The following is a 24,291-nucleotide window of genomic DNA, read 5'->3' on the forward strand; positions in this document are numbered from 1 at the left end:
GCCGTACGGGGCCGGCTGCTGCGCGGCGGTGTGCTGGGGGGTGGACTGCTGCGGAGTGGACTGGGTCATGGGGGCGGCTCCTTCTGTTCCTTCTGTGCGTCGGTGGTGCATGGGGGCGCGAGCGGGCGAGGAGTCGGCGGGCCGACGTCGACCGCCCCGCTCATCCCTGGACAACCGGTGATCCGGGCGTCTTTATTCCGCGCGGCCGCCCGAGGCGTCCGCCCTCGGGCCCGGCGCGCGCTCAGTCGCCGCGGATGATCCGGCGCAGCGCGGCCACCTGCTCGGTGAGCCGCTTCTCGTGTCCGATGGGCTTGGGCCGGTAATAGTCCCTCCCGACCAGGGGGTCCGGCGCGTAGTGCTGACGGGCGACGGCGTGCGGCTCGTCGTGGCTGTAGACGTAGCCCTGGCCGTGGCCGAGGGCCGCCGCGCCGGGGTAGTGCGCGTCCCGCAGGTGCGCCGGCACCGCGCCCGTGTGGCCGGCCCGCACGTCCGCGATCGCCTCGTTCACGGCGGTGTAGCTCGCGTTGGACTTCGGCGCGGTGGCCAGATGCGTCACGGCCTGCGCCAGGATGATGCGTCCCTCCGGCATGCCGATCAGCTGCACGGCCTGGGCGGCGGCCACGGCGGTCTGCAGCGCGGTCGGGTCGGCCATGCCCACGTCCTCGGACGCGGAGATGATCAGCCGCCGGGCGATGAACCGGGGGTCCTCCCCCGCCTCCAGCATCCGGGCGAGGTAGTGCATCGACGCGTCCACGTCCGAGCCGCGGATGGACTTGATGAAGGCACTGATCACGTCGTAGTGCTGGTCGCCGTCCTTGTCGTAGCGCTGGACGTGGTGGTCCATCGCCTGCGCGGCGTCCTCCTCCGTGACCGCGACGGCGCCCTCCCCCGCCCGGCCGGCCTCGCGCGCCTTGTCCAGGGCGACGCCGGCCGCGGCCTCCAGCACCGTGAGCGCCCGCCTCGCGTCGCCGCCGGCCATCCGCACCAGGTAGTCCCGCGCGTCGTCCTGGAGCACCACGGCGCCGTTGAGCCCGCGCTCCTGGGTCACGGCACGGTCCAGCAGCCCGACGATGTCGTCGTCCGTGAGGGGACGCAGCGTGAGCAGCAGCGACCGGGAGAGCAGGGGTGCGATCACGGAGAAGGACGGGTTCTCCGTGGTCGCGGCCACCAGCACGACCCAGCGGTTCTCGACGCCCGGCAGCAGCGCGTCCTGCTGCGCCTTGGAGAAGCGGTGGATCTCATCGAGGAACAGGACGGTGGTGCGCCCGTAGAGGTCCCGTTCGCGCTGGGCCTGCTCCATCACCTGCCGCACGTCCTTCACACCGGCCGTGATCGCGGACAGCTCCGTGAACGTGCGCCCGGGGGCGCGGGCGATCACGTGGGCCAGCGTCGTCTTGCCGATGCCCGGAGGCCCGTAGAGGATGACCGAGCTCGGTCCCGCGGCGGAGTCCGGATCGGGCTCGGCGAGCTTGCGCAGCGGGGAGCCCGGCCGCATGAGGTGCCGCTGGCCCAGCACGTCATCCAGCGTGCGCGGGCGCATGCGCACGGCCAGCGGTGCGCCGGGGTGCGGGGCGGCCACGGTGCCGGCCGGGCCGTCGTCGTCGGCCCCGTTGTGGGCGGCGCTGAAGAGGTCGTCCATCGGGTCCAGGGTAGTCCTCGGCCCGCGGGGGCGTGGGTGGCATCATGGCCGCATGAGCCCCGCCGCCCCGCGCACCGACCACACCCACGTCCTGCTGCTGCGCGGGATCAACGTGGGGCGGAGCAACCGTGTCGGCAAGGACACGCTGATCCGCTGGGCCCAGGCCGCCGGCGGGGAGGCGGTCACCACCCACCTGGCCAGCGGCAACGTCCTGTTCCGGGCGTCCTCCGACGCGGCCGCGGAGGGCGTGCGGCAGGGGTTCGCGCGACGGGCGCGTGAGGAGGGCGGCCTCGACGTCCCCGTGGTCCTCGTGGACGTGGGCACGCTCCGGCGCGCCCTGGAGCTGCACGACGCGCTCCCCTGGGCCGGCGGCGAGCCGAAACGCACGCAGCTCACCGTGCTCGAGGACGACCCCGCACCCGAGGCGGCCGCCGCCCTGGCCGCGCTCGACCACGGGGACGACCGACCCGCGGGGCCGGATCGCACGGCCCTGGAGGGACGGCTGCTGTGGATGCGCTGCGCCGCGGGGGTCGCCGACTCCCCGCTCACTCCGGCCCGCCTCGACCGGGCGCTCGGGGTGCGCGGCACGGCCCGGAACCTCACGACGGTGCGGGTGCTCGCGGGGCTGCCGAGCGAGGACTGACCTCGGCGGACGGCACGCGGGGCGTCCGGGGCGTCGACACCCGCGGGACACCGCGCGCTGGCCGGGACGTCACGGACCGTTCACATCCGTGCGATGGGGTGACCCCGTCCTCCGCCTCCCTGCCCTGACTGGAGCATCCATGCCTCGCCTCGCACGCCTCGCCACGGCCGTCACCGCCGCGACCCTGTCCACGGCCTTCCTCGCCCCGGCCTCCCTCAGCGCGCCCGCCCCGCACTCGGCCACGGCCCAGCGCGCCGCCATCGCCGCCAACCCGTCCGGCAAGAGCATCGAGCTCACCCGCGCCGGCACCCACGAGACCGGCGTGTTCGGCGAGTCCGCCGCCGAGATCCCGGCCTTCGACGCGGTCTCCGGCCGCCTGTTCGTGGTGAATGCGCAGCGCGGCGCCGTCGACGTCATGCGCCTGGGCGCCGACGCCGCCCCCGTGGCCGAGCGGACCCTCTCCGCCGAGGGCCTGCGCACCGCGGACGGCTCCGTCACGGACAAGGGCGCCACGGTGAACTCCGTCGCTGTCTCCGGCGGTGTGATGGCCGTCGCCGTCGAGGCCGCCGAGAAGACCGACCACGGCTGGGTCGTGTTCTTCGACACCACCACCCTGCGCTACCTCGGCGGCGTGCGGGTGGGTGCCCTGCCGGACTCGCTGGCCTTCTCCCCGAACGGGGCGTACGTGGTGGTCGCCAACGAGGGCGAACCGGCCGACGACTTCTCCGTCGACCCGGAGGGCACGATCTCCGTGGTCTCCGTACCGAAGAACGCCCGGCAGTTCTCCCGCCTGACCCAGGACGCGGTGCGCACCGTGGACTTCCGCGCCTACGACGCCGGCACCGCCCTGCCCGCCGGCGTGCGCGTCTCCGGCCCCGATATGGCGGTGCCCGCCGGTCACGAGCCCGCCGGTCGGGTGGCTCGCAACCTCGAGCCGGAGTACGTCACCGTCGACCCGACCGGACGCACCGCCTACGTGTCCGTGCAGGAGGCCAACGCCGTCGCCGTCGTGGACCTGAAGTCCGCCACGCTGGAGGACCTCTGGGCGCTGACGCCCACCGATTGGTCCACCGAGGGCGTGCTGGACGCCTCGGACAAGGACGGCGGCATCGAGCTGGGCCACTGGCCGGTCGACGGCCTGCCCATGCCCGACGGCATCGACACGTACCGCTGGCGCGGTCAGAACCTGGTCGTCACCGCCAACGAGGGTGACGGGCGGGAGTGGGGCGACTTCAACGACTCCGAGCGCGTCAGCGACCTGGACCTGTGCGCCGCCGAGTTCCCGGGGGCCAAGGCCCTGCAGAAGAAGGATGCCCTGGGCCGCCTGAAGGTGCTCACCGACCTCGGCTACGACTCTGAGCGCGAGTGCCACTCCTCCCTGACCACACTGGGCGGCCGGTCCTTCTCCATCTACACCGCGGACGGCACCCGCCTGTTCGACTCCGCCGGCATGATCGAGGAGCAGATCGCCCGGCTCGTGGCCGCCGGCGAGCTGCCGGAGCACGCGTTCAACGCGAACAACGACGAGACCCCGTCCGGGGACTCCCGTTCGGATGACAAGGGCCCCGAGCCCGAGTCCGTGGTGGTGGGCACGATCCAGGGCCGCACCTACGCGTTCGTGGGCCTCGAGCGCATCGGCGGCGTGGTGGTCTTCGACATCACCGACCCGCGGAACGCCACCTACGTGGACTACGTCAACGACCGTGACTGGGATGCCGCGGGCGACGACGCCACGGCCGGCCTGGGTGACATGGGCGCCGAGGGCCTGACCTTCGTGCCGGCCGACGAGTCCCCCTCCGGCACCGCCCTGCTGATCGTCGCCAACGAGGTCTCCGGCTCGACCACCGTGTACGAGGTGAATCCGACCCGTCGTCAGTGATCCGCTGACGCGGACCGGTTCCGGGCGCGTTGCAGAATGGCTGCATGAGAGCCGTTCTGCAACGCGCCCGTTCCGCGTCCGTGACCGTCGACGGCAAAGTCGTCGGCTCCTTCGAGGGCGAGGGGCTGGTGATCCTGCTCGGCGTGACCGTCGACGACACCGAGGCCGAGGCCGTCCAGGTGGCCCGCAAGGTGGCCGGGCTCCGCATGCTCGACGGCGAGCGGTCCCTCACCGACGCCGGTGCCCCGGCGCTCGTCGTCAGCCAGTTCACGCTGTACGGCGACGTGCGGAAGGGCCGGCGGCCGTCCTGGACGCGCGCGGCGAAGGGCAACCAGGCCGAGCCGCTCTACGAGCGGTTCACGGCCGAGCTCGAGGCCGCCGGCGTGCGCGTGGAGCGCGGGGTGTTCGGCGCGAAGATGGACGTCTCCCTCACCAACTCCGGGCCGTTCACGCTGATCGTGGACTCGGACGAGCTGGCCGGTCCGCGGCGCGGCCGAGGCGGGCCCGCCGCGGACCCGGATCAGGCCTCCGGCTCGGCCTCGGCCTGCTTCGGCTCCGGCTGCGCGTCGACGCCGGCCTCCTTGCGCTGCTGGGCGGTGATGGGCGCCGGTGCGGCCGTCAGCGGGTCGAAGCCGCCGCCGGTCTTCGGGAACGCGATGACCTCGCGGATCGAGTCGGTGCCGGCCAGCAGGGCGACCACGCGGTCCCAGCCGAACGCGATGCCGCCGTGCGGCGGGGCGCCGTACTTGAAGCCCTCGAGCAGGAAGCCGAACTTCTCGTTCGCCTCCTCCGGGGACAAGCCCATGACCTCGAACACGCGCTCCTGCACGTCCTGACGGTGGATGCGGATGGAACCGCCGCCGATCTCGTTGCCGTTGCACACGATGTCGTACGCATACGCCAGGGCCGCGCCCGGGTCGGTGTCGAAGGTGTCCGCGAACTCCGGCTTGGGCGAGGTGAACGCGTGGTGCACGGCGGTCCAGGCGCCCGCACCCACGGCGACGTCGCCCGAGGCCACGGCGTCGGCCGCCGGCTCGAACATCGGCGCGTCCACGACCCACACGAACGCCCAGTCGGCGTCCTTCGCGGCCACGCCGTCACCGGCATCGGTGAACAGCCCGCAGCGACGGCCGATCTCCACGCGGGCCGCACCCAGCAGCGCGCGGGACTCCTTCGGCTTCCCGGCGGCGAAGAACACGCAGTCGCCCGGGTTCGCGCCCACGGCGGCGGCCAGCCCGGCCTTCTCCTCCTCGGAGATGTTCTTGGACACCGGGCCGGTCAGCTCGCCGTCCTCCTGGATGAGCACGTAGGCCAGGCCCTTGGCGCCGCGCTGCTTGGCCCACTCCTGCCACGCGTCGAGGGTGCGGCGGGCCTGGGAGGCGCCGCCCGGCATCACGACGGCGCCCACGTACTCGTTCTGGAACACGCGGAACGGGGTGTCCTTGAAGTACTCGGTCAGGTCCGTCAGCTCGAGGCCGAAGCGCAGGTCCGGCTTGTCCGAGCCGTACTTCTCCATCGCCTCGGCGTAGGTCATGCGGCGGATCGGCGTCGGCACGTCCACGCCCACGAGGGCCCACAGGGCCTTGACGATCTTCTCGCCGAGGGCGATCACGTCATCCTGCTCCACGAAGGAGGCCTCGATGTCCAGCTGGGTGAACTCGGGCTGACGGTCCGCGCGGAAGTCCTCGTCGCGGTAGCAGCGGGCGATCTGGTAGTACTTCTCGATCCCGCCCACCTGCAGCAGCTGCTTGAACAGCTGCGGCGACTGCGGCAGGGCGTACCAGGAGCCGGGAGCCAGGCGGGCCGGGACGAGGAAGTCGCGGGCGCCCTCCGGCGTCGAGCGCGTGAGAGTCGGGGTCTCGACCTCCACGAAGCCCTCGCCGTGCAGCAGCTCGCGCGCCGTCCGGTTGACCTCGGAGCGCAGGCGCATGATGCGCGAGGGCTGCGGGCGGCGCAGGTCGAGGTAGCGGTGGCGCAGCCGGGCCTCCTCGCCGACCTCCACGTGCTCGTCCACCTGGAACGGCAGCGCGGCGGCGGTGTTGAGCACCGTCACGGTCTCCGCGATCAGCTCGATCTCACCGGAGGGAAGGTTCGGGTTCTCATTGCCCTCGGGGCGGCGCTCGACCGTGCCGGTGACCTGCAGAACCCACTCGTTGCGCAGCGGGTCGAAGTCCGCCTCGTCCCGCACCACAACCTGGGCGAAGCCCGAGGCGTCGCGCAGGTCCACGAAGGCCACGCCGCCGTGGTCTCGCCGCCGCGCCACCCAGCCGGTGACGGTGACGGTCTGGCCGATGAGCGAGGCGTTGAGCTCGCCGAGGGAGTGGGTGCGCAGCACGAGGATCCTCTCCGTCCGGTCGCCGGACGATGTGCGGGGTTCATGTGATGGTCGACGCCGTGTGATACGCCTGCGGGGCGGGCGCGCGCCGTTCCCGTCAGTCTAGTGCCCCGTCCACACTGCCCCAGCCCAGGAGGACCCCGTCATGACCGCCGCCCTGCAGCGCCGCCTGACCCTGCTCCACGCCGTCGCGATCGGCCTCGGCTCGATGATCGGCGCGGGCGTGTTCACCGCGATCGGCCTGGCGGCCGCGCTCACCGGCGGCCACCCCGGCCTGCTGTACGGGGCCCTGGCGGTCGCGGCCGTCGCGGCCCTGTGCAACGCCCTGTCCACGGCGCAGCTGGCCACCGTCCACCCCGAGTCCGGCGGCGCCTACGTCTACGGCCGGCGGCAGCTGCACCCGTGGGCCGGCTTCGTCGCCGGCTGGGGCTTCGTCACGGGCAAGACCGCGTCGGTGGCCGCGATGGCGGCCACCCTCGGCCTGTACCTCTTCCCCGACGACGCCGCCGCGGCCCGGTGGACGGGCGTGGCCGCCGTCGTCGTGCTCACCGGGGTGGCGATGGCGGGCGTGACGCGGACCGCGCAGGCGACGTTGGCGATCCTCGTGCCCGTGCTCGCCGTGCTCGTGTTGGCCATCGGCGCAGGCCTGGCGCGCGAGGCCCCCGGGGGCTCGGCCGCGGCGCTCGGCGTCGACTCCCCCGTGCAGGGCGTGCTCATGGGCGCGGGCGTCCTGTTCTTCGCGTTCGCCGGCTACGCGCGCGTGGCCACCATGGGTGAGGAGGTCATCGACCCCGCACGCACGATCCCGCGCGCCATCCTGATCGCCCTCGCCGTGACCGTGGCGCTGTACCTGCTGCTCGCCACGGCGCTGATCTCGGGCCTCGGGACCTCCGGGCTGGCCCGGTCCCCGGCGCCCGTGCGCGACCTGCTCGAGACCGCCCTGGGCTCCGGCTGGGGCTGGGTGGCGGTGGCCGGCGCCGCCCTCGCCGCGGCCGGGGCCATGCTCAACCTGCTGACGGGCATCTCCCGCACCGCCCTGGCCATGGCCCGCGAGTCCGACCTGCCCCGCCCCCTGGCACGGGTCCATGCGGGGACCGGCACGCCGTGGACGGCTCAGCTGACGGTGGCCGCGGCCGTGATCCTGCTCCTGCTCACCACGGACATCCTCACCGTGGTGGGCTTCAGCTCGTTCGGCGTGCTCGTCTACTACGCGGTGGCGAACCTGTCCGCCCTGACCCTGCACGGGGACGACGACGGCCGCCGCCCGGCCCGGCCGCGCCCGCTGCGCCCGCTGCGCGTGCCCCGCGCCGTCAACGTCCTGGGCCTGGCCCTGTGCCTGCTGCTCGCCCTCAGCCTGCCGCCGATGTCCGTGGCCGCGATGGCGGGCGTGTTCCTGATCGGGGTGGGCGGGCGCGCGTTCGTGCGGGCCGGGCGCCGGGGCCGGTGACCCGACGCGCAGACACCCACCGCCGCCGCACACCGGGGCCGGCATAGCGGCCGCGTCCGCTCAGTCCTGCGCGCGGGCGACCTGCGGCAGCAGGTCCTCGGCCGGCGGGGTCCAGTCGGCCGGGTCCGCGGCGTGCTGCTCGCCGGAGCGGATGTCCTTCACCTCGTGGACCCGCGCGCCGGCGTCGTCCCGACCCATGAACCAGACGAACGGGATGCCGCGGCGGTCCGCATACTTGATCTGCTTGCCGAACTTCTCCGCGGACACCGCGACCTCCGCGGGGATGCCGCGCTCCCGCAGCAGGGCCGCGACGTCCTGGGCCTCGGACCAGTCCTCGTCCGCCGTCAGCGCCACGTACACCGCGGTCGGCACGGAGCGGGAGGCCACGGCCATCTGCTGGGACAGCATGCGCATCACCAGCCGCGTCACGCCGATGGACAGTCCGACACCGGGGAACACGCGGTTCCCCTTGGACGCGAGCGCGTCGTAGCGGCCGCCCGAGCAGATCGAGCCGAGCTGCTCGTGGCCCACCAGGACGGTCTCGTAGACGGTGCCCGTGTAGTAGTCCAGGCCGCGCGCGATGGACAGGTCCGCCACGGCGCGCCCGGGGGCGCGGCGGTGCAGGGTGGCGACGACGTCGGCCAGCTCGGTCAGCCCCTCCTCGAGCAGCTCGTGGGTCACCCCCAGGGCGCGGACCCGCTCGACGAACGAGGTGTCCGACGTGCGGACCTCCGCCAGGGCCAGCGCCTGCGCAGCCTGCTCGGGGCTCGCGCCGACCTCCTCCTGGAGCAGCCGCGCGACCTCCTCCGGGCCGACCTTCTCCAGCTTGTCGATGCTGCGCAGCACGCCGGCGGTGTCCTCCAGGCCGATGCCCCGGTAGAAGCCCTCGGCGAGCTTGCGGTTGTTCACGCGGATGAGGAAGTCGCCGATCGGCAGGGCGCCGAGCGCCTCGGCCATCACCAGTGCGACGTCGGCGTCGTACCGGGGCGAGAGGGCGCCGTCGCCGACGACGTCGATGTCCGCCTGGGTGAACTCGCGGGCGCGGCCCTCCTGAGGGCGCTCCCCGCGCCAGACCTTCTGCATCTGGTAGCGACGGAAGGGGAAGGCGAGGTGGCCGGCGTTCTCCACGACGTAGCGGGCGAACGGCACGGTGAGGTCGAAGTGCAGGGCCAGGCGCTTGGGGTCGGCCGGGTCCTTGGGATCGCGCAGGCCCGCGGCGACCTCCTCGTCCTCGGCCAGGCGCGAGACCGCGTAGACCTCCTTGTCCACCTCGCCCTTGCGCAGCAGCTGGCCCAGGGTCTCCACGGCACGGGTCTCGATGCCGGCGAACCCGTGCAGCTCGAAGGTCCGCCGCAGCGTGTCGAGCACGTGCTGCTCCACGAGCCGCTCGGCGGGCAGCCACTCGTGGAAACCGGACAGGGAGGCCTTGCGGGACATGGCGATCCTTCGAGACGACGACGGCGGGGACGCGCGACGGTCCCCCGCCGGCGCACCGGCCCATTCTAGGCGCGGGCGCTGTCCGGCCCGGTACGCTGGCCCTGTTCGTGTCCATCCCGACCGGCCGCATCCCTCGACGACTGCGTGCCGGCGCAGTCAGGGAGAGTTCCAGCGGTGACCAATCACATGCAGCCCGACGACCAGCAGTCCCCCGCCACCGAGTCCACCCCCGCGTCGGCCGAGGCCGCCGATACGACCGTGCCCGCCGAGGCCCGGCCGGCCCCGACCGTGCCGCCCACCCCGGTGGAGGAGGCCGCCAGGTTCGCCCGGGTGAGCGAGGACGGCCACGTCACGCTGCTGGACGGGCAGGAGGAGCACGCGGTCGGCCAGGTGCCGGACGCGAGCACCGAGGACGCGCTGGCGTACTTCGTGCGCAAGTACGACGACGTGCGCGCCCAGATGGCCCTGTTCGAGCAGCGCATCGCCGCCGGCGCCCCCTCGGGTGAGCTGGGCCGCGCGCTGGGTCAGATGACGACCGCGGTGAACGAGCGCCACATGGTCGGCGACATGGACGCCCTCCGCACCCGCCTGGCGGCCCTGGAGACCCTCCTGGGCGACTACCGCGCCGCGGAACAGGAGGCCCGGCAGGCCGCCCAGGCCGAGCAGCTGGCCACCCGCGAGGCCATCGTCGCCGAGGCCGAGACCTTCGCCCAGACCCCGGCCGAGCGGATGCCCTGGAAGACCGCGTCCCAGCGCATGACGGAGCTGTTCGAGCAGTGGAAGGCCGCCCAGAAGGCCGGTCCGCGTCTGGCCAAGTCGGTCGAGGACGACCTGTGGAAGCGCTTCCGCGGCGCCCGCACCACGTTCGACAAGACCCGCCGCGCCCACTTCTCCCGGCTGGACGCCGCCTCGGCCGAGGCCAAGCAGGTCAAGGAGCGCCTCATCGCCCGCGCCGAGGAGCTGTCCACGTCCACCGACTGGGGCGTGACCGCCGGCAAGTACCGCGACCTGATGGACGAGTGGAAGCGCGCCCCCCGGGCCTCCCGCAAGGAGGACGACGCCCTCTGGGCCCGCTTCCGCGCCGCCCAGGACGTCTTCTTCGCCGCCCGCAAGGCCGCGAACCAGGAGATCGACCGCGAGTACGGGGCCAACCTGAAGGTGAAGGAGCAGATCCTCGCCGACGGCCAGAAGCTGCTCCCCTTCACGGACGTCAAGGCCGGGCGGCGCGCGCTCAACGAGCTGCGCGGGCGGTGGGAGGATGCCGGCCGCGTGCCCCGCGGGGACGTCCGCCGGATGGAGGAGGGCTTCCGCAAGCTCGAGGACGCCCTCAAGCAGGCGGAGAACGAGCACTGGCGCCGCACCGACCCGGAGACCAAGGCCCGCACGAACTCCGCCCTCACGCAGCTCGAGGAGACCATCGCGGGGCTCGAGGCGGATCTCGCCCGGGCCCAGGCCCAGGGCGACCAGCGCGCCGTCAAGAAGGCCCAGGAGGCGCTCGACGCGCGCCTGCAGTGGAAGCAGGCCCTCGAGGCCTCGGCCTCCGAGCTCCGCTGAGCCCCACCCGTCTCGAGCACGCCCCCGCGGCCCGCCTGTCCACAGGCGGCCGCGGGGGCGTCCTCGTCTCTGGCAGGATCCGGGCATGACGACCGTGACGATCGAGGAGACCGCCCCGACCGGGGCACTCGTGCTGGCGGGCGACCCCTTCACGGAGCCGGAGCTGCAGGCGCTCGGCGCGCGGGGCGCCGTGCGGCCGCTGCTGCCCGGGGTGTGGGCGCGGCCGGACGCCGCGGACGATCCCGCGGTCCGGGCCGCTGCCCTGTGGACCCTCGGCGGCCCGCTCCTGGCCGCCGGCTGGACCGCGATCGGCCCGTCGGCGGCCTGGATCCTGGCCGGCGGCGCGGCGCCCGGGCGGCTGCACGCGGCCGTGCCGCACTTCCACCGGCGCCCCGCCGGCGGGGGCCTGCTGCCCTGGACGCTCACGCAGTCGGACGTCGCGGCCGATGCCACGGGCGTCGCCCCCGCCGAGCACGACGTGCTCCGCTTCGGCCCCGTGCGGGTCACGACGCCCGCCCGGACAGTCGAAGACCTGCTGCTCAGCGCCGACCCGGATGCGGCGCGGCGCGCGGCCGCCGTGATCGGCGCCCACGGCGCCGCCGGGCTGCGGGAGCGGCTGGCCCGCCGGACCCGCCGTGCCGGCGTCGTGGCGGCCCGGCGCCGGCTGGGCGCGCTGCTGGCGGCGCTGGACGTCCCCGACTGAGGCCGGGAGGCTCAGGTGCGGTGCACGTCGAAGACGCCGTCGATGCGGCGCACCGCGTCGATCACGTGGCCGAGGAACCGGGGGTCGCCCATCTCGAAGACGAACCGGCTCATCGCCACGCGGTCGCGGGTGGTGTTCACGGAGGCCGAGAGGATGTTCACGTGGTTCTCGGAGAGGACCCGGGTGACGTCGGAGAGCAGCGACTTGCGGTCCAGCGCCTCGATCTGGATCTCCACCAGGTAGACGGTGTCCCGCGACGGCGCCCAGCTGACCGGGGTGCGGCGCTCCGGCTCCTGCGCGAGCAGGGTCGCCAGGTTGGGACAGTCGACCCGGTGCACGGAGACCCCGGAGCCGCGGGTGACGAACCCGTCGATGGCGTCCGGCGGCACCGGGTTGCAGCACCGTGCCAGCTTGGCCATGACGCCGCCGTCGCCGTCCACGAGCACGCCGGCGTCGTTGGTGGCCCGCGCGGGGGCGCGCCGCGACTGGGCCGGGACCAGCTCCTGCAGGTCCACCTCGCCGACGGTCAGCTCGCCCTCCGGCTCGGCCTGCGTCGACGTCGGCGGAGCGAGGCGCTCCGCGACGCGTTCCTGCACGGACTGGGCGGACACGTGGCCGTCGCCGAGGGCCACGAACAGCCCGTCGAGGTCCGCGTAGCCGAGATCCGTGGCCACCTGCACCAGCTCCTCGCCGCCGAGCACCTGCTGCACGGCCATGCCGGCCTTGCGCAGCTGACGGGTCAGCGACTCGCGTCCCCGGTCGGCCTGCTCGTCGCGGCGCTGCGTGGCGAAGTGGTGACGGATCTTGGACCGGGCCCGCGGCGAGACCACGAAGCCCAGCCAATCCCGGCTCGGCCCCGCGTCCTCGGCGCGCGAGGTGAAGACCTCCACGGTGTCGCCGTGGCTGAGCGGCGTGGACAGCGGGACGAGCTTGTCGTTGACCCGGGCGCCGATGGTGCGGTGGCCGACGTCGGTGTGGATGGCGTAGGCGAAGTCCACGGGCGTGGAGCCGGCCGGCAGGGTGCGGATCTCCCCCTTCGGCGTGAAGACGTACACCTCGTCCGCCCCGATCTGGGTGCGCAGCGAGGCGAGGAACTCGTCCGGGTCCCGGGTGTCCGCCTGCCAGTCCATCACCGAGCGCAGCCAGGCCGGCGTGGCCTGCACCGGCGCCTGGGCGGCGACCTGGGCCTTGTACCGCCAGTGCGCGGCGACGCCGTACTCGGCCTGGCGGTGCATCTCCTGCGTGCGGATCTGGATCTCCACCGGCTTGCCGCCCGGCACCATCACCGTGGTGTGCAGGGAGCGGTACATGTTGAGCTTCGGGACCGCGATGTAGTCCTTGAACCGGCCCGGGACCGGGTTCCAGCGCGCGTGGATGACGCCGAGCACGGCGTAGCAGTCACGCACGGAGTCCACGAGCACCCGGATGCCCGTGAGGTCGTGGATGTCGTCGAAGTCCTTCCCGCGCGTCACCATCTTCTGGTAGATCGAGTAGTAGTGCTTCGGCCGTCCGGTGACGGTCGCCCGGATCCGGTGCTCGCGCAGGTGCTCCTCGATCACGGTGCGCAGCGCCGCGATGTGCTTCTCCCGCTCCGGGTTGCGCTCCCCCACGAGGCGCACGATCTCCGCGTACATCTTGGGCTTGAGGGCGGCGAAGGAGAGGTCCTCGAGCTCCCACTTGACGGTGTTCATGCCGAGCCGGTGGGCCAGCGGGGCGTAGATGTCCAAGGTCTCCTGGGCCTTGCGGGCGCTGGACTCCGGGGAGACGTACCGCCACGTCCGCGCGTTGTGCAGCCGGTCGGCGAGCTTGATGAGCAGGACGTTCACGTCCTGGGCCATCGCGATGACCATCTTGCGCACGGTCTCGGCCTGCGCCGCGGCGCCGTAGGTCACCTTGTCCAGCTTGGTCACGCCGTCCACGAGGAGGGCGACCTCGGAGCCGAAGTCGGCGCGGAGGCGCTCCAGGGAGTAGTCCGTGTCCTCGACGGTGTCGTGCAGCAGGGCCGCCAGGAGCGTCGGGCCCGTCACGCCGATCTCGGCGAGGATCGTGGCGACCGCGACGGGGTGGGTGATGTACGGGTCCCCGGAGCGCCGCATCTGCCCCTCGTGTGCCGCGCGGGCGACCTCGAAGGCGCGGACGATCTCGGCCAGCTCGGTCTTGGTGGCTCGCTGCCGCACGGTGCGCATCAGCGGCTCGAGCAGGGGCGAGTACTCGGTGGCGTGCCGGCCGGTCAGGCGTGCGATCCGGCTGCGGGGCCGCACCGGGGGGTCCTGCTCGCTCATGGGCCACGCCTCCTGGCTCGTGCGGCCCCGACCGCTCCGGCCGGGATGATCGGCGAGTCTACCCGCGCCCGTCCCGCCCCGCCCCAGAAAGACCGCCGGGGCCCGTGCCGGGGCCGCAGCGGCTCCGTCAGAGTCGCGCGCCGTCGTCCCAGGGGGCGACGTCGGGATCGGTGACCGCCTCTGAGGCACGCTCCCGGGCGGCGCGGGCCGCGGCCCGGGCGTCGTGGTCGCGCACGTCCGGGTCGTTGCGGCGCAGCAGGGCGTACAGCGGCGCCTGGAGGAACAGGGTGGACAGGGTGCCCACGATGATGCCCACGAACAGCGCGAGCGCGATGTCCCGCAGCGTGCCGGCACCGAGCAGCCCCGCGCCGATGAACAGGATCGAGCCGACCGGCAGGATGCCGACGACGGAGGTCGTGATGGACCGGACGAGCGTCTGGTTCACCGCGAGGTTCACGTTCTCGACGAAGGAGCGCTCCGGGTCCTCCTCGGCCCCGATCGTGTTCTCGCGGATCTTGTCGAAGACCACCACGGTGTCGTAGAGCGCGTACGACAGGATCGTGAGGAAGCCGATGATGGCCGACGGCGTGATCTCGAAGCCGGTGGCGCCGTAGATGCCGGCGGTCAGCGCGACCACGTAGAGCATGCCGAGCACGGCGGCCAGGGACATCTTCCAGGTGCGGAAGTACACGGCCATGAACAGGGTCACGAGCACCACGAAGATCACCAGGCCGATCAGGGCCTGCTGCGACACCGCGGCGCCCCAGGTCGGCCCCACGAAGGTCGAGGTCACCTGGTCCTGGCCGACGCCGTAGGCCTCCTGCAGGTTCGCGGCCACGGCTCGGGTCTGGGCGTCGTCGAGCTGCTCGGTCTGGACGCGCACGGTGCCCGGGGCGACGTTCGTGACGGTGGCGTGGCCGTCGGCCAGCACGTCGGTCACGGCGCGCTCGCCCGCGGCCACGTCGGTGGAGGCCGTCTGCGAGACGGTGAACTCGGAGCCGCCCCGGAACTCGATGCCGAGGTTGAAGCCACCGCGGAGGGCGGTCAGGCCGCCGGCGAGGACGAGCAGCAGGGCGGCGAGGGCGAACCACCGCCGCCAGCGCTGGATGAACGGGTAGGAGATGCGGCCCGAGTAGAGGGCGTTGCCCCAGTCGGCGAAGCGGTTCACTGGTCCTCCTCCTGGCGGCGGCGCTCGGCGCGGCGTCGCTCGGCGATCGTCATGGGCGGCGCGGTGCGCGAGCGGCGGCCGCCCCGGGCGGACGAGCCCGCGCGGGGGGCGCCCGTCGCGGCGAGCGGGCGCGGGGCGTCGGCGGCCGCCGCGTCGTCGGCGTCGGCCGGCTCGTCGGAGGCCTCCGCCGGGAGCCCGGTGCGGGGGGCAGTGGCGGGCTCGCGGAAGCGCCCGGCGCCCTGGTACAGGGACGGCCCGCCCAGCAGCGACGGGTCCAGTCCGGACATCGGGTGTCCCTCGCCCACGAAGCGGGTCTGGGCCAGCAGCACCATGAGCGGGTGGGTGAACATGAACACCACGATCAGGTCGGCGATCGCGGTGAGGCCGAGGGTGAACGCGAAGCCGCGCACGTTGCCGACGGCCACGAAGTACAGCACGACGGCGGCCAGCAGGTTCACGGCCTTGGACGCGGTGATCGTCCGCCGGGCGCGCTTCCAGCCCTCGTGCACGGCGACGGGCACGGTGTGGCCCGCGCGCAGCTCGTCCTTGATGCGTTCGAAGTAGACGATGAACGAGTCCGCCGTCAGACCGATCGCCACGATGAGCCCGGCGATGCCCGCGAGGGACAGGCGGTAGTTGTCCGTCCAGCCCAGGATCGCGATGGTCAGCCACGTCAGCACGCCCGCCACGATGATCGAGGCGAAGGTCAGCAGGCCCAGGGCCCGATACTGGAAGAACTGGTACATGGCCACGAGGCCGAGGCCGATCAGGCCGGCGATCAGGCCCCAGAAGAGCTGGTCCCGGCCGAGCGTGGCGGAGATCTGCTGCTCGGACTCGATCGAGAAGGAGATCGGCAGGGAGCCGTAGTTGAGCTGCTCGGCCAACTGCGCCGTCGTCTGCTCGTTCAGGGTGGGGCCGCTGATCTGCGCGCTGCCGTTGGTGATGACCACGTTGGACTGCGGCGCGGAGATCACGTCCCCGTCCAGCAGGATCGCGAACTGCTTGCGCGGGTCGCCCTCGGGGTACGGGGTGAGCTTCTGGGTGACCTCCGTGAAGGCCTTGGTGCCCTCCTCGTCGAACTCGATGTTGACGACCCACTGGTTGGTGGAGACGCCGCTCTGGGCCTGGGCCATGCCGTTGGACGCGCCCTTGATCTGGGTGCCCGGGATGACCACGGGGCCCAGGATGTACTTCTGGGCCGACGTGACGGCGCCGTCGGCGAGCTCCTCGGAGGGCTGGCAGGCGACGATCGCCCGGTCGGACGGCGGCGGGGGCGCGGCCGGGTCCCGCGGGGCGGTGCAGTCCGTGGCCTGGAACTCGGCCAGCAGGGCCGGGGTGACCCAGTTCGGGTCGTAGGCGTCGGCCGGCTCGCCGTCGGGCGCGGGCAGCTGGTCTTCGGGCAGGCGCTGGTCCTCGGGCGTGGCCTCCCCCGGTCCGGACTGCAGCACGGGGCGGAACTGCATGTCCGCGGACGCCTGGATCAGCCGGCGGGTCTCCTCGTCCGGGACCCCGGGCAGGGAAACGACCACGTTCTGGGAGCCCTGCGTGGCGACCTCCGCCTCGGCCACGCCGGAGCCGTCCACACGCTGGCGGATGATCTCCACGGCCTGGTCCAGCTGCTCGGGGGTGACGGACTCGCCCGTCGAGGTCTCGGGGGCCAGCACCATCTGCGTGCCGCCCTCGAGGTCGAGGGCGAGCTTGGGAGCCCAGGAGGCCGCGCCGGAGGCCACGCCCCCGCCGAGGATCGCGGCCAGGACCACGAGGAGGGCGGCCAGCCAGGCCAGGGTGCGCCCGGCGGAGCCGGAGGGTGTTCTCTTCGCCATTGCTCAGGTGCTTCCGTCACATCCGAGCGGCCCCGCCAGGCGGGGCCGCGTGTGCAGGGGTGGGTGGGCCTCAGGCCAGGTCGTCGCGGCGCGGACGCGGGTCGGCGTCGTCGGCGCGGTACTCGGTGCCGGGGGCGTCATCCCGACGCGACGGGTCCGTGGTGGGCGCGGCGGCCGGGTCGACGCCGGCCGGAGCCTCGGCCGCGGCGGCCGTCTCGGGCTCCACGACGGTGGTGATGCCCTGCAGGTGCACGTCCATGCGCGTGCCCGGGGCGGTCTCCAGCGTCACCCGCTGGGCCTCGGCGTCCACGGCCACGACGGTGCCGAAGATGCCGGCGCCGGTCATGACCTCGACGCCCGGGGCGAGGGTGCTGCGCATCTGCGCCTGCTGCTGCTGCATCTTCTTGCCCTTGCGGAAGGAGAGGAAGAGCATCACCGCGAGCAGGGCGAAGGCGATGAGCATGAGCATGCTGCCGCCACCCCCCTGGGCCTGCTGGGCGATCACGGGCAGGGTCGCTGCGGCGGCGACGGGCATGGGGGACTCCTGAAGCTCGGGGTGGGCGGGCCTGTCCAGTGTAGGGGCCCGCCCTGGGCGTCACGGCCCCGGCGTGGCCTCCGGAGCGGCGAGGCCCAGGTGCTCCCAGGCCCCCGGCAGCGCGACGCGGCCACGGGGGGTGCGCGCCACCATGCCCTCGCGGATGAGGAAGGGCTCGGCCACGGTCTCCACGGTCTCGGCCTCCTCCCCCACGGCGGTGGCCAGCGTGCTGAGCCCCACGGGCCCGCCGCCGAACGTGGTGCACAGGGCGGTGAGGACGGACCGGTCGAGCCGGTCCAGGCCGCGCCCGTCGACGTCGTACATGTCCAGGGCGGCGGCGGCGTCGTGCGCGCCGACCTCGGCCAGCCCCTTCACGAGCGCCCAGTCCCGCACGCGGCGCAGCAGCCGGTTGGCGATGCGCGGGGTGCCGCGCGAGCGCCGGGCGATCTGCCGGTACCCCTCCGTGGCCAGCCGCATGTCCAGCAGCAGGGCGGAGCGGCGCAGGACGCGCTCGAGCTCCTCCTCGGTGTAGAAGTCCAGGTGACCCGTGAAGCCGAAGCGGTCGCGCAGCGGCCCCGGCAGGAGGCCGGCCCGCGTGGTGGCGCCGACGAGCGTGAAGGGCGGCAGCTCGAGCGGGATCGAGGTGGCGCCGGCGCCCTTGCCCACCACGATGTCCACGCGGAAGTCCTCCATGGCCATGTAGAGCATCTCCTCGGCCGGGCGGGACATCCGGTGGATCTCGTCGAGGAAGAGCACCTCACCCTCGGTGAGCGAGGACAGGATGGCCGCGAGGTCGCCCGCATGCTGGATCGCGGGGCCGGAGGACAGCCGCAGGGGGGCGTTCATCTCCGCGGCCACGATCATCGCCAGCGTGGTCTTGCCGAGCCCGGGCGGACCGGACAGCAGGACGTGGTCCGCGGCGCGGTCCCGCAGCCGGGCGGAGGCGAGCATGAGGTCCAGCTGCTCGCGCACCCGCATCTGGCCCACGAACTCGTCCAGGTGCTTGGGGCGCAGCGCGGCCTCGAGCCGGCGCTCCTCCGGGTCGACGGCCGCCGCGGACAGCGGTGAGGACTCCGCGCTCATCGCCCGCCTCGCACCGCGCCGGCCATGCCGACGTCGCGCAGGGTGGCGCGCAGCAGCGCGGCGACGTCGCGGCCCTCGTCCAGCTCCGGGCGGGCCGCCACGGTGGCCTCGACGGCCTTGAGCGCCTCCTTCTCGGACCAGCCCAGGCCGGCCATCGCCTGCACGACGTCGGCGTGCCAGAGCGCCTCGACGGTCGGCTCGGCGCTCGCCTCGGCCTCCGCCTCGGGCACCGGCTCCCCGGTGGGCGCGAGGCGGCCGGAGAGCTCGACGATGATCTTGCGCGCCATCTTCGGCCCGATGCCGGGCACGCGGGTGAGGGTCTTCTCGTCCTCCTCGGTGACCGCCCGGCGCACGGTCTCGGGGTGGTGGACGGAGAGGATCGCCAGGGCGAGGCGGGGACCCACGCCGTTGGCCGTGATGAGCACCTCGAACACCTCGCGCTCGTCGCGGTCCGCGAAGCCGTAGAGGGTCAGGGCGTCCTCCTTGACCACGAGGTGGGTCTGCACCGCCCCCGGCCGGCCCTCGTGCAGGGTGGACAGCGTCTGCGGGGTGGCGGAGAACTGCACACCCAGGCCGCCGACGGCGATGACCGCCCGGTCGAGGGCCACGTGCTCGACGGTGCCGCTGAGCGAGGCGATCATGAGGGGCCCTCCTGTCGGGACGGACGGACGCCGGTCGGCGCGGATTCGAACATATCATCGAACGCCGGCCCGGCAGCGGCCTACCGGCGACGCCCGCCGCCCGCCGAGCGCTCGGCGTCGAGCCAGGCCCGCTGCGCGGCGGTGAGCTGGCCCCGCGGGCGGGCGCGCGCTGGCGCCTTGGCGGCGAACTGCGAGCGCCCCGCCCGGGAGGCGAGGTCTGCGGTGTCGAGGCCGGTCTGGCCGGCGGCCGCGCCGAGGGCGGTGCCGCGCCAGCCGTGGGCGATGGCCAAGGCGAGGGCGTCGGCCGCGTCGGCCGGGCGCGGCGGGGCGTCGAGGCGGAGGATCCGGGTGACCATCGTGGTGACCTGCTCCTTGCCCGCATCGCCGTGTCCGGTGACGGCGGCCTTGACCTCGGAGGGGGTGTGCAGGCCCACGGGGACGCCGGCGCGCGCGGCCGCGGCGATCGCCACGCCCGCGGCCTGGGCCGTGCCCAGCACGGTCGGCGTGTTCGTGTTCGCGAACATGCGCTCGACGGCGGCGCGATCGGGCCGGTGCGCGGCGAGGACCGCGGAGACGGCCTCGTCGATGCGCAGGAGGCGCTGGTCCAGGGGGGCGGTGGGCGGGGTGCCCGTGACCTCGACGTGGACGAGCGCGGCCCGCCGTCGCGCGTCCACGTCCACCACGGCGATCCCGCAGCGGGTGAGCCCCGGGTCCACCCCGAGGATCCGGACGACGTCGGCGGGCCGGCGCGCGCTCAGCGCGATCAGTCCTCGTCGAGCTCGGCGAGGACCTCGGGGGCGATGTCCACGTTCGAGAAGACGTTCTGGACGTCGTCGAGGTCCTCGAGCGCATCGGCCAGCTTGAGGAAGGTGCGGGCGCCCGACGCGTCCAGGTCCACCTTCATGGTGGGGACGAACTCGAGCTCGTCGGACTCGTACTCCACGCCCGCCTCGTCGAGGGCCTTGGCCACGGACTGCAGACCGGAGGGGTCCGAGAGGATCTCGAAGGAGTCGCCGGAGACGACGACCTCCTCGGCGTCGGCGCCGCCCTCGAGCACGGCCTCGAGCAGGCCGTCCTCGGTGTTGCCCTCGGCGGGCAGGCGCACGAGGCCCTTGCGCTCGAAGAGGAAGGAGACGGAGCCGGAGTCGGCCATGGTGCCGCCGTTGCGGGTGACGGCCGCGCGCACGTCCGCGGCGGCGCGGTTCTTGTTGTCGGTCAGGCACTCGACCAGCAGCGCCGAGCCCTGGGGGCCGCGGACCTCGTACATGATCTCGGCGTAGTCGATGACCTCGCCGGTGAGGCCGGCGCCGCGCTTGACGGCGCGGTCGATGTTGTCGTTGGGCACCGAGGCCTTCTTGGCCTTGGACACGGCCAGGTCGAGGGCGGGGTTGCCGGCGACGTCGGGTCCGCCGGCACGTGCCGCGACCTCGATGTTCTTGATGTACTTCGCGAACGCCTTGGCGCGCCGCGCGTCGATGACGGCCTTCTTGTGCTTGGTGGTCGCCCATTTGGAATGTCCTGCCATCACGCCTCCTCAGGTCTGGATCTCGTCTGCTGGCTCGACCGCCCAGTCTAGCGACGCCCGGTGGGGTGGCGCGGATCACGGCTGACTACACTCGCGCCCATGACCCACACCTCCGCGCCCTCCGTCCTGCCCGCCGACCACCCGCTGGCGACCCCCTCCGACCTGCCCTACGGGCTGCCCGACTTCTCCGCCGTCTCCGACGCGCAGCTGGCCGAGGCCGTGCGCGCGGGGATGGCGGCCCAGCGCGCCGAGGTCGACCAGATCCTCGGGGCGGCCACGGCGCCGACCTTCGAGAACACCGTCCGCGCGCTCGAGCTGTCCGGCCAGCTGCTGCGCCGCTCCGCCGCCATGTTCTTCACGCTCGTCGGCTCGGACGGCACGGACGCGCGGCAGGCCCTGGCCGAGGAGCTCTCCCCCGAGCTCGCGGCCCACGAGGACGCGATCCTGCTGGACCCGCGGCTGGCGGCGCGCGTCGCGGCGATCGACGACGGCGGCCTCACGGGCGAGGACGCCCGCCTGCTGGAGGCGCTGCGCCTGCGCCTCTCCCTGGCGGGGGCGGACCTGGACGACGCCGCGCGCGAGGAGCTGCGCGGGATCAACACGGAGCTGGCGTCCCTCTCGGCCGCCTACACGCGCCGCCTCGTCGCGGACACCGCGGCCCGCGCCGTGCTCGTCACGGACCGCGAGCGCCTGGCCGGTCTGAGCGAGGACGACCTGGCCGCGGCGGCGGGGCGTCCGGCCCTGCTGTCGTTGGATGAGGCCACGACGCTGTTCCACGAGTTCGGCCACGCCCTGCATGGGCTGCTGGCCCGGGGCGAGTACGCCTCGCTCACCGGGACGAACGTGCCGCCGTGGCTGGCGTCCCTGCAGGACGAGGGGATGCGGCGCGAGGTGTTCGAGGCGTCGACGGGCCGGGGCGGGGCCGGGGAGCACGAGACGCTGACGACGGCGATGGCGATGGTGCGGCTGCGGCTGCGCAAGGCGCGGCTGCTGGGGGCGCAGAGCTGGGCCGAGCAGGCGCTGAAGGACCGGGCGGCGCCGTCGACGGCGGCCGTGGAGGAGCTGCTGGCCGCGATGGCGCCGCGGGCGATGGCCAACGCGCGGGCGGACGCGGCGACGGCGGCGGCGCACGCGGGCCGGACGGACGCCGAGGTGGCCCCGTGGGACTGGCCGGCGCTGTCCGCGGCGTACGCGCGGGAGGAGTTCGCGGTGGACGCGGACGCCCTGCGCCCGTACTTCGAGCTGGACCGGGTGCTGACCGAGGGCGTGTTCGCGGCGGCGACGGCGCTGTACGGGCTCACATTCGCCGAGCGCCCGGAGCTGGCGCGGCACCTGTACCGCCCCGGGATCCGGGTGTTCGAGGTGACGGGTGAGGACGGTGCCGGGGTGGGTCTGTTCGTCGCGGACCTGTTCGCGCGGCCGACCAAGTCCGGCGGTGCCTGGATGCACACGGTGCGGGACATGGCGGACGCCCTGGGCGAGCGCCCGGTGGTGTTCACCACGATGAACGTGCCGGCCCCGGCGGCGGGGCGTCCGGCCCTGCTGTCGTTGGATGAGGCCACGACGCTGTTCCACGAGTTCGGCCACGCCCTGCATGGGCTGCTGGCCCGGGGCGAGTACGCCTCGCTCACCGGGACGAACGTGCCGCGCGACGTCGTCGAGTTCCCGTCGCAGGTCAACGAGGTGTGGCTGCGCGAGCCGTCCCTGCTGGCCGCGTACGCGCGGCACGTGGAGTCGGGCGAGCCGCTGCCGGCGGGGACGCTGGAGCGGCTCGAGGCTGCGGACCTGTGGGGCGAGGGGCACCGCACGGTCGAGTACCTGGGCGCAGCGCTCGTGGACTGGGCCTGGCACTCGCTGACGGAGGAGACGGTGCACGCCGCCACGGCCGACCCGGCCGCGTTCGAGCGCCGGGTGCTGACCGAGGCGGGCATCGACCCGGACCTGGTGCCTCCGCGCTACGGCACCGGCTACTTCAAGCACATCTTCGGCGGCGGCTACGCGGCCGGGTACTACTCCTACGTGTGGGCCGAGGTGCTGGACGCGGACGCCGTGGAGTGGTTCCGCGAGCACGGCGGGATGACGCGGGAGAACGGCCGCCGGTTCGCGGACGAGCTGCTCTCGCGGGGCGATACGCGTGACCTGCTGGAGTCCTACCGCGCGTTCCGTGGCCGGGACGCCGAGCTCGAGCCGCTGCTGCGCCGTCGGGGGCTGGCGGACGCCGCGGCCTGAGCGCGGTCAGCGCCCCCGGCCGCCGGGGCGGGGGGCGCTGAGCACGGCGCGCAGCCAGCCGCGCACGGTGGTGTCCCACTTGCGCGGGTCCACGTTCTGCTCGCGGGTGTGGCGGGCCTGGTGGAAGCGGACGAACCGCACGAGGTCCGGGTTGCGCTCGGCCAGGTCCTGCGAGGGGCCGACGGGCACGTACTCGTCGTCCTCGGAGTGCAGGATCAGCGTGGGCACACGCACGTGGTCGGCGCGGGTCACCCAGTCCAGGGCCTTGAGGTCCACGGGGGCGGCCAGGCCCGTGATGAACCGGCCGGCCCGGTTGGCCAGCAGCCACTGGCCGAGCAGGCCCACGGCTTCGGGGATCCGGTTGAGCCGGGCCTGGTGGCGCAGCACGTCCACCCAGTCGATGACGGGGCCCGTCAGGACCACGCCGCGCACGTGCGGGGCCAGCGGGGAGCGGTCCACGGTCTGCAGCACCACGGCCCCGCCCATGGACCAGCCGAAGAGGACGACGTCCCGGGCGCCGTGGTCGAGGGCGTAGCGGATGGCCGCCTCGACGTCCTCCCATTCGGTGGTGCCGAGCCCGTAGCGGGCGTCGGCGGCGTCCGGGGCGTCGCCGTCGTTGCGGTAGGAGATCAGCAGCGACGTCATGCCCAGGCGGCGGGCGGTCGGCACGGCGCGGATGCCCTCGTTGCGGCGCGCGCCGCGGCCGTGGACCATCACCGCCCACAGCCCCTCCGCGGGACGGGGTTCGCCGTCCTCGCTGGGGTCCGGCTCGATGCGCCATGCGCGGGCGTGGCCGCCGGGCACCGGCACCTGCACGTCCTCGGCGTCGAGCCCGGCGTCGGCGGGGGTCGGGTAGACGAAGCCGGTGAACCGGCCCCGGGTCGCCGTCGTCAGATCGCCGGAGAAGACCTCCTCGACCGCGCGCTGCACCGTGCCGTCCCGGGGGTCGAAGGAGGTGATCTCCCCGATGCGGGCGCATCCGGCGCCGTCGTCGAACGTGAGGGAGTACTGGCCGGGCACGGTGGTGTACTCGTCGGCCTGCAGGATCACGTCCTGCCCGGCGGGCGTGTCGACGACGGCGAGGATCGGCGTGGACTCGGCGTGGCGGCGCACGGGGGTCACCACGGTGCGGGCGAACACGCCTGCGAGCGCCGAGCTCGCCCCGGCCAGCACGAAGGCGGAGGCCGCGGCGACGCTGAGCACGGGCGGGGCCCAGCGGGCCACCGGGGAGGCCACGGCCACGCCGCCGCGCACCGATCCGGTGACTCCGCGGCGGACCAGGCGGCCCGCTCGGCGGACGCGGGAGTCGCGACCCCCGGCCCGCCGGGCTGCCACGGTGACGGCGGCGGCCAGGGCGGGCGGCAGGTC

Annotated in this window: 18 protein-coding genes and 1 pseudogene; 7 read left to right on the forward strand and 12 right to left on the reverse strand. The window is 74.0% G+C overall.

Translation table 11 applies throughout. The features are described 5' to 3' along the window. Nucleotides 1-241 precede the first annotated feature (241 nt). Nucleotides 242-1,639 (reverse strand): replication-associated recombination protein A, encoded by a 1,398-nt coding sequence (locus J1M41_RS02580; protein ID WP_206451081.1) that lies wholly within the window; start codon nucleotides 1,637-1,639, stop codon nucleotides 242-244. A 52-nt stretch (nucleotides 1,640-1,691) separates the two neighbouring features. Here J1M41_RS02580 and J1M41_RS02585 point away from each other — a divergent pair, with 52 nt between their 5' ends. From J1M41_RS02585 to dtd, 3 genes and pseudogenes are all read left to right on the forward strand, one after another. Further along, nucleotides 1,692-2,282 carry a DUF1697 domain-containing protein gene (locus tag J1M41_RS02585; protein WP_044659816.1) on the forward strand — a complete coding sequence of 197 codons (591 nt, stop codon included), beginning with the start codon at nucleotides 1,692-1,694 and terminating at the stop codon, nucleotides 2,280-2,282. Nucleotides 2,283-2,421: 139 nt separating this feature from the next. Continuing rightward, nucleotides 2,422-4,161 (forward strand): choice-of-anchor I family protein, encoded by a 1,740-nt coding sequence (locus J1M41_RS02590; RefSeq protein WP_044659817.1) that lies wholly within the window; start codon nucleotides 2,422-2,424, stop codon nucleotides 4,159-4,161. A gap of 44 nt (nucleotides 4,162-4,205) precedes the next feature. Beyond that, nucleotides 4,206-4,655 (forward strand): annotated as a pseudogene (gene dtd, locus J1M41_RS02595) (D-aminoacyl-tRNA deacylase); the annotation flags it as partial. A gap of 26 nt (nucleotides 4,656-4,681) precedes the next feature. On the opposite strand, the gene aspS reads toward dtd, so the two are convergent. Then, the gene (aspS, locus tag J1M41_RS02600) at nucleotides 4,682-6,496 is read right to left on the reverse strand and encodes an aspartate--tRNA ligase (protein WP_078025478.1); all 1,815 of its coding nucleotides are present in this window, start codon (nucleotides 6,494-6,496) and stop codon (nucleotides 4,682-4,684) included. 145 nt (nucleotides 6,497-6,641) lie between these two features. Between aspS and J1M41_RS02605 the strand changes: the two genes are divergently transcribed. After that, the gene (locus tag J1M41_RS02605) at nucleotides 6,642-7,943 is read left to right on the forward strand and encodes an APC family permease (protein ID WP_206451082.1); all 1,302 of its coding nucleotides are present in this window, start codon (nucleotides 6,642-6,644) and stop codon (nucleotides 7,941-7,943) included. Nucleotides 7,944-8,003: 60 nt separating this feature from the next. Here the strand turns inward: J1M41_RS02605 and hisS are convergent, their stop codons facing one another. Continuing rightward, nucleotides 8,004-9,380: a histidine--tRNA ligase gene (hisS, locus tag J1M41_RS02610; RefSeq protein ID WP_206451083.1), complete on the reverse strand. Its 1,377-nt coding sequence runs from the start codon at nucleotides 9,378-9,380 to the stop codon at nucleotides 8,004-8,006. A 174-nt stretch (nucleotides 9,381-9,554) separates the two neighbouring features. Here hisS and J1M41_RS02615 point away from each other — a divergent pair, with 174 nt between their 5' ends. Together J1M41_RS02615 and J1M41_RS02620 are read left to right on the forward strand one after the other, a co-directional pair. Continuing rightward, nucleotides 9,555-10,934 (forward strand): DUF349 domain-containing protein, encoded by a 1,380-nt coding sequence (locus tag J1M41_RS02615; protein ID WP_206451084.1) that lies wholly within the window; start codon nucleotides 9,555-9,557, stop codon nucleotides 10,932-10,934. Between the two features lie 85 nt (nucleotides 10,935-11,019). Continuing rightward, a complete protein-coding gene (locus J1M41_RS02620) occupies nucleotides 11,020-11,637 on the forward strand; it encodes a hypothetical protein (protein ID WP_036380977.1) in 618 nt (205 codons plus the stop codon). 11 nt (nucleotides 11,638-11,648) lie between these two features. Here J1M41_RS02620 and J1M41_RS02625 read toward each other — a convergent pair whose 3' ends face one another. The 8 genes from J1M41_RS02625 to J1M41_RS02660 form a co-directional block, all read right to left on the reverse strand. Beyond that, nucleotides 11,649-13,919: a bifunctional (p)ppGpp synthetase/guanosine-3',5'-bis(diphosphate) 3'-pyrophosphohydrolase gene (locus tag J1M41_RS02625; protein ID WP_206451085.1), complete on the reverse strand. Its 2,271-nt coding sequence runs from the start codon at nucleotides 13,917-13,919 to the stop codon at nucleotides 11,649-11,651. A gap of 127 nt (nucleotides 13,920-14,046) precedes the next feature. Further along, entirely contained in the window at nucleotides 14,047-15,087 is a 1,041-nt protein-coding gene (secF, locus tag J1M41_RS02630; protein WP_036317952.1) for a protein translocase subunit SecF, read from the reverse strand. Continuing rightward, entirely contained in the window at nucleotides 15,084-16,910 is a 1,827-nt protein-coding gene (gene secD, locus J1M41_RS02635; RefSeq protein ID WP_206451086.1) for a protein translocase subunit SecD, read from the reverse strand. The genes secF and secD overlap by 4 nt, the downstream gene beginning before the upstream one ends. Before the next feature lie 70 nt (nucleotides 16,911-16,980). Next, the gene (yajC, locus tag J1M41_RS02640; protein WP_206451087.1) at nucleotides 16,981-17,445 is read right to left on the reverse strand and encodes a preprotein translocase subunit YajC; all 465 of its coding nucleotides are present in this window, start codon (nucleotides 17,443-17,445) and stop codon (nucleotides 16,981-16,983) included. 60 nt (nucleotides 17,446-17,505) lie between these two features. After that, nucleotides 17,506-18,528, reverse strand: coding sequence for a Holliday junction branch migration DNA helicase RuvB (gene ruvB / locus J1M41_RS02645; RefSeq protein ID WP_115166198.1), 1,023 nt, complete (start codon nucleotides 18,526-18,528; stop codon nucleotides 17,506-17,508). Next, nucleotides 18,525-19,169, reverse strand: coding sequence for a Holliday junction branch migration protein RuvA (gene ruvA / locus J1M41_RS02650; protein WP_049147639.1), 645 nt, complete (start codon nucleotides 19,167-19,169; stop codon nucleotides 18,525-18,527). Before ruvA ends, ruvB begins: the two co-directional genes overlap by 4 nt. An 80-nt stretch (nucleotides 19,170-19,249) precedes the next feature. Next, complete coding sequence (gene ruvC / locus J1M41_RS02655) at nucleotides 19,250-19,885, reverse strand: crossover junction endodeoxyribonuclease RuvC (protein ID WP_036317938.1); 636 nt, start codon at nucleotides 19,883-19,885, stop codon at nucleotides 19,250-19,252. 47 nt (nucleotides 19,886-19,932) lie between these two features. Then, entirely contained in the window at nucleotides 19,933-20,694 is a 762-nt protein-coding gene (locus J1M41_RS02660) for a YebC/PmpR family DNA-binding transcriptional regulator (protein WP_206451088.1), read from the reverse strand. Between the two features lie 99 nt (nucleotides 20,695-20,793). Here J1M41_RS02660 and J1M41_RS02665 point away from each other — a divergent pair, with 99 nt between their 5' ends. Beyond that, on the forward strand, nucleotides 20,794-22,923 hold the full coding sequence (locus tag J1M41_RS02665) for a M3 family metallopeptidase (protein WP_206451089.1): 2,130 nt from the start codon (nucleotides 20,794-20,796) through the stop codon (nucleotides 22,921-22,923). Nucleotides 22,924-22,929: 6 nt separating this feature from the next. Here J1M41_RS02665 and J1M41_RS02670 read toward each other — a convergent pair. Then, nucleotides 22,930-24,291 (reverse strand): S9 family peptidase (locus J1M41_RS02670; RefSeq protein ID WP_241247653.1); only part of this gene is annotated, 1,362 nt, incomplete at its 5' end.

This window comes from Micrococcus sp. KRD096, assembly GCF_017168495.1.
GTDB classification, from domain to species: Bacteria; Actinomycetota; Actinomycetes; order Actinomycetales; family Micrococcaceae; genus Micrococcus; species Micrococcus luteus.

Coding starts and splice junctions, on each gene's coding strand:
- J1M41_RS02590 (WP_044659817.1), top strand. CDS start 2,422: ATGCCTCGCCTCGCACGCCTCGCCACGGCCGTCACCGCCGCGACCCTG.
- J1M41_RS02620 (WP_036380977.1), top strand. CDS start 11,020: ATGACGACCGTGACGATCGAGGAGACCGCCCCGACCGGGGCACTCGTG.
- J1M41_RS02625 (WP_206451085.1), bottom strand. CDS start 13,919: ATGAGCGAGCAGGACCCCCCGGTGCGGCCCCGCAGCCGGATCGCACGC.
- secD (WP_206451086.1), bottom strand. CDS start 16,910: ATGGCGAAGAGAACACCCTCCGGCTCCGCCGGGCGCACCCTGGCCTGG.
- J1M41_RS02665 (WP_206451089.1), top strand. CDS start 20,794: ATGACCCACACCTCCGCGCCCTCCGTCCTGCCCGCCGACCACCCGCTG.
- J1M41_RS02580 (WP_206451081.1), bottom strand. CDS start 1,639: ATGGACGACCTCTTCAGCGCCGCCCACAACGGGGCCGACGACGACGGC.
- J1M41_RS02585 (WP_044659816.1), top strand. CDS start 1,692: ATGAGCCCCGCCGCCCCGCGCACCGACCACACCCACGTCCTGCTGCTG.
- ruvA (WP_049147639.1), bottom strand. CDS start 19,169: ATGATCGCCTCGCTCAGCGGCACCGTCGAGCACGTGGCCCTCGACCGG.
- J1M41_RS02605 (WP_206451082.1), top strand. CDS start 6,642: ATGACCGCCGCCCTGCAGCGCCGCCTGACCCTGCTCCACGCCGTCGCG.
- J1M41_RS02660 (WP_206451088.1), bottom strand. CDS start 20,694: ATGGCAGGACATTCCAAATGGGCGACCACCAAGCACAAGAAGGCCGTC.
- hisS (WP_206451083.1), bottom strand. CDS start 9,380: ATGTCCCGCAAGGCCTCCCTGTCCGGTTTCCACGAGTGGCTGCCCGCC.
- yajC (WP_206451087.1), bottom strand. CDS start 17,445: ATGCCCGTCGCCGCCGCAGCGACCCTGCCCGTGATCGCCCAGCAGGCC.
- ruvB (WP_115166198.1), bottom strand. CDS start 18,528: ATGAGCGCGGAGTCCTCACCGCTGTCCGCGGCGGCCGTCGACCCGGAG.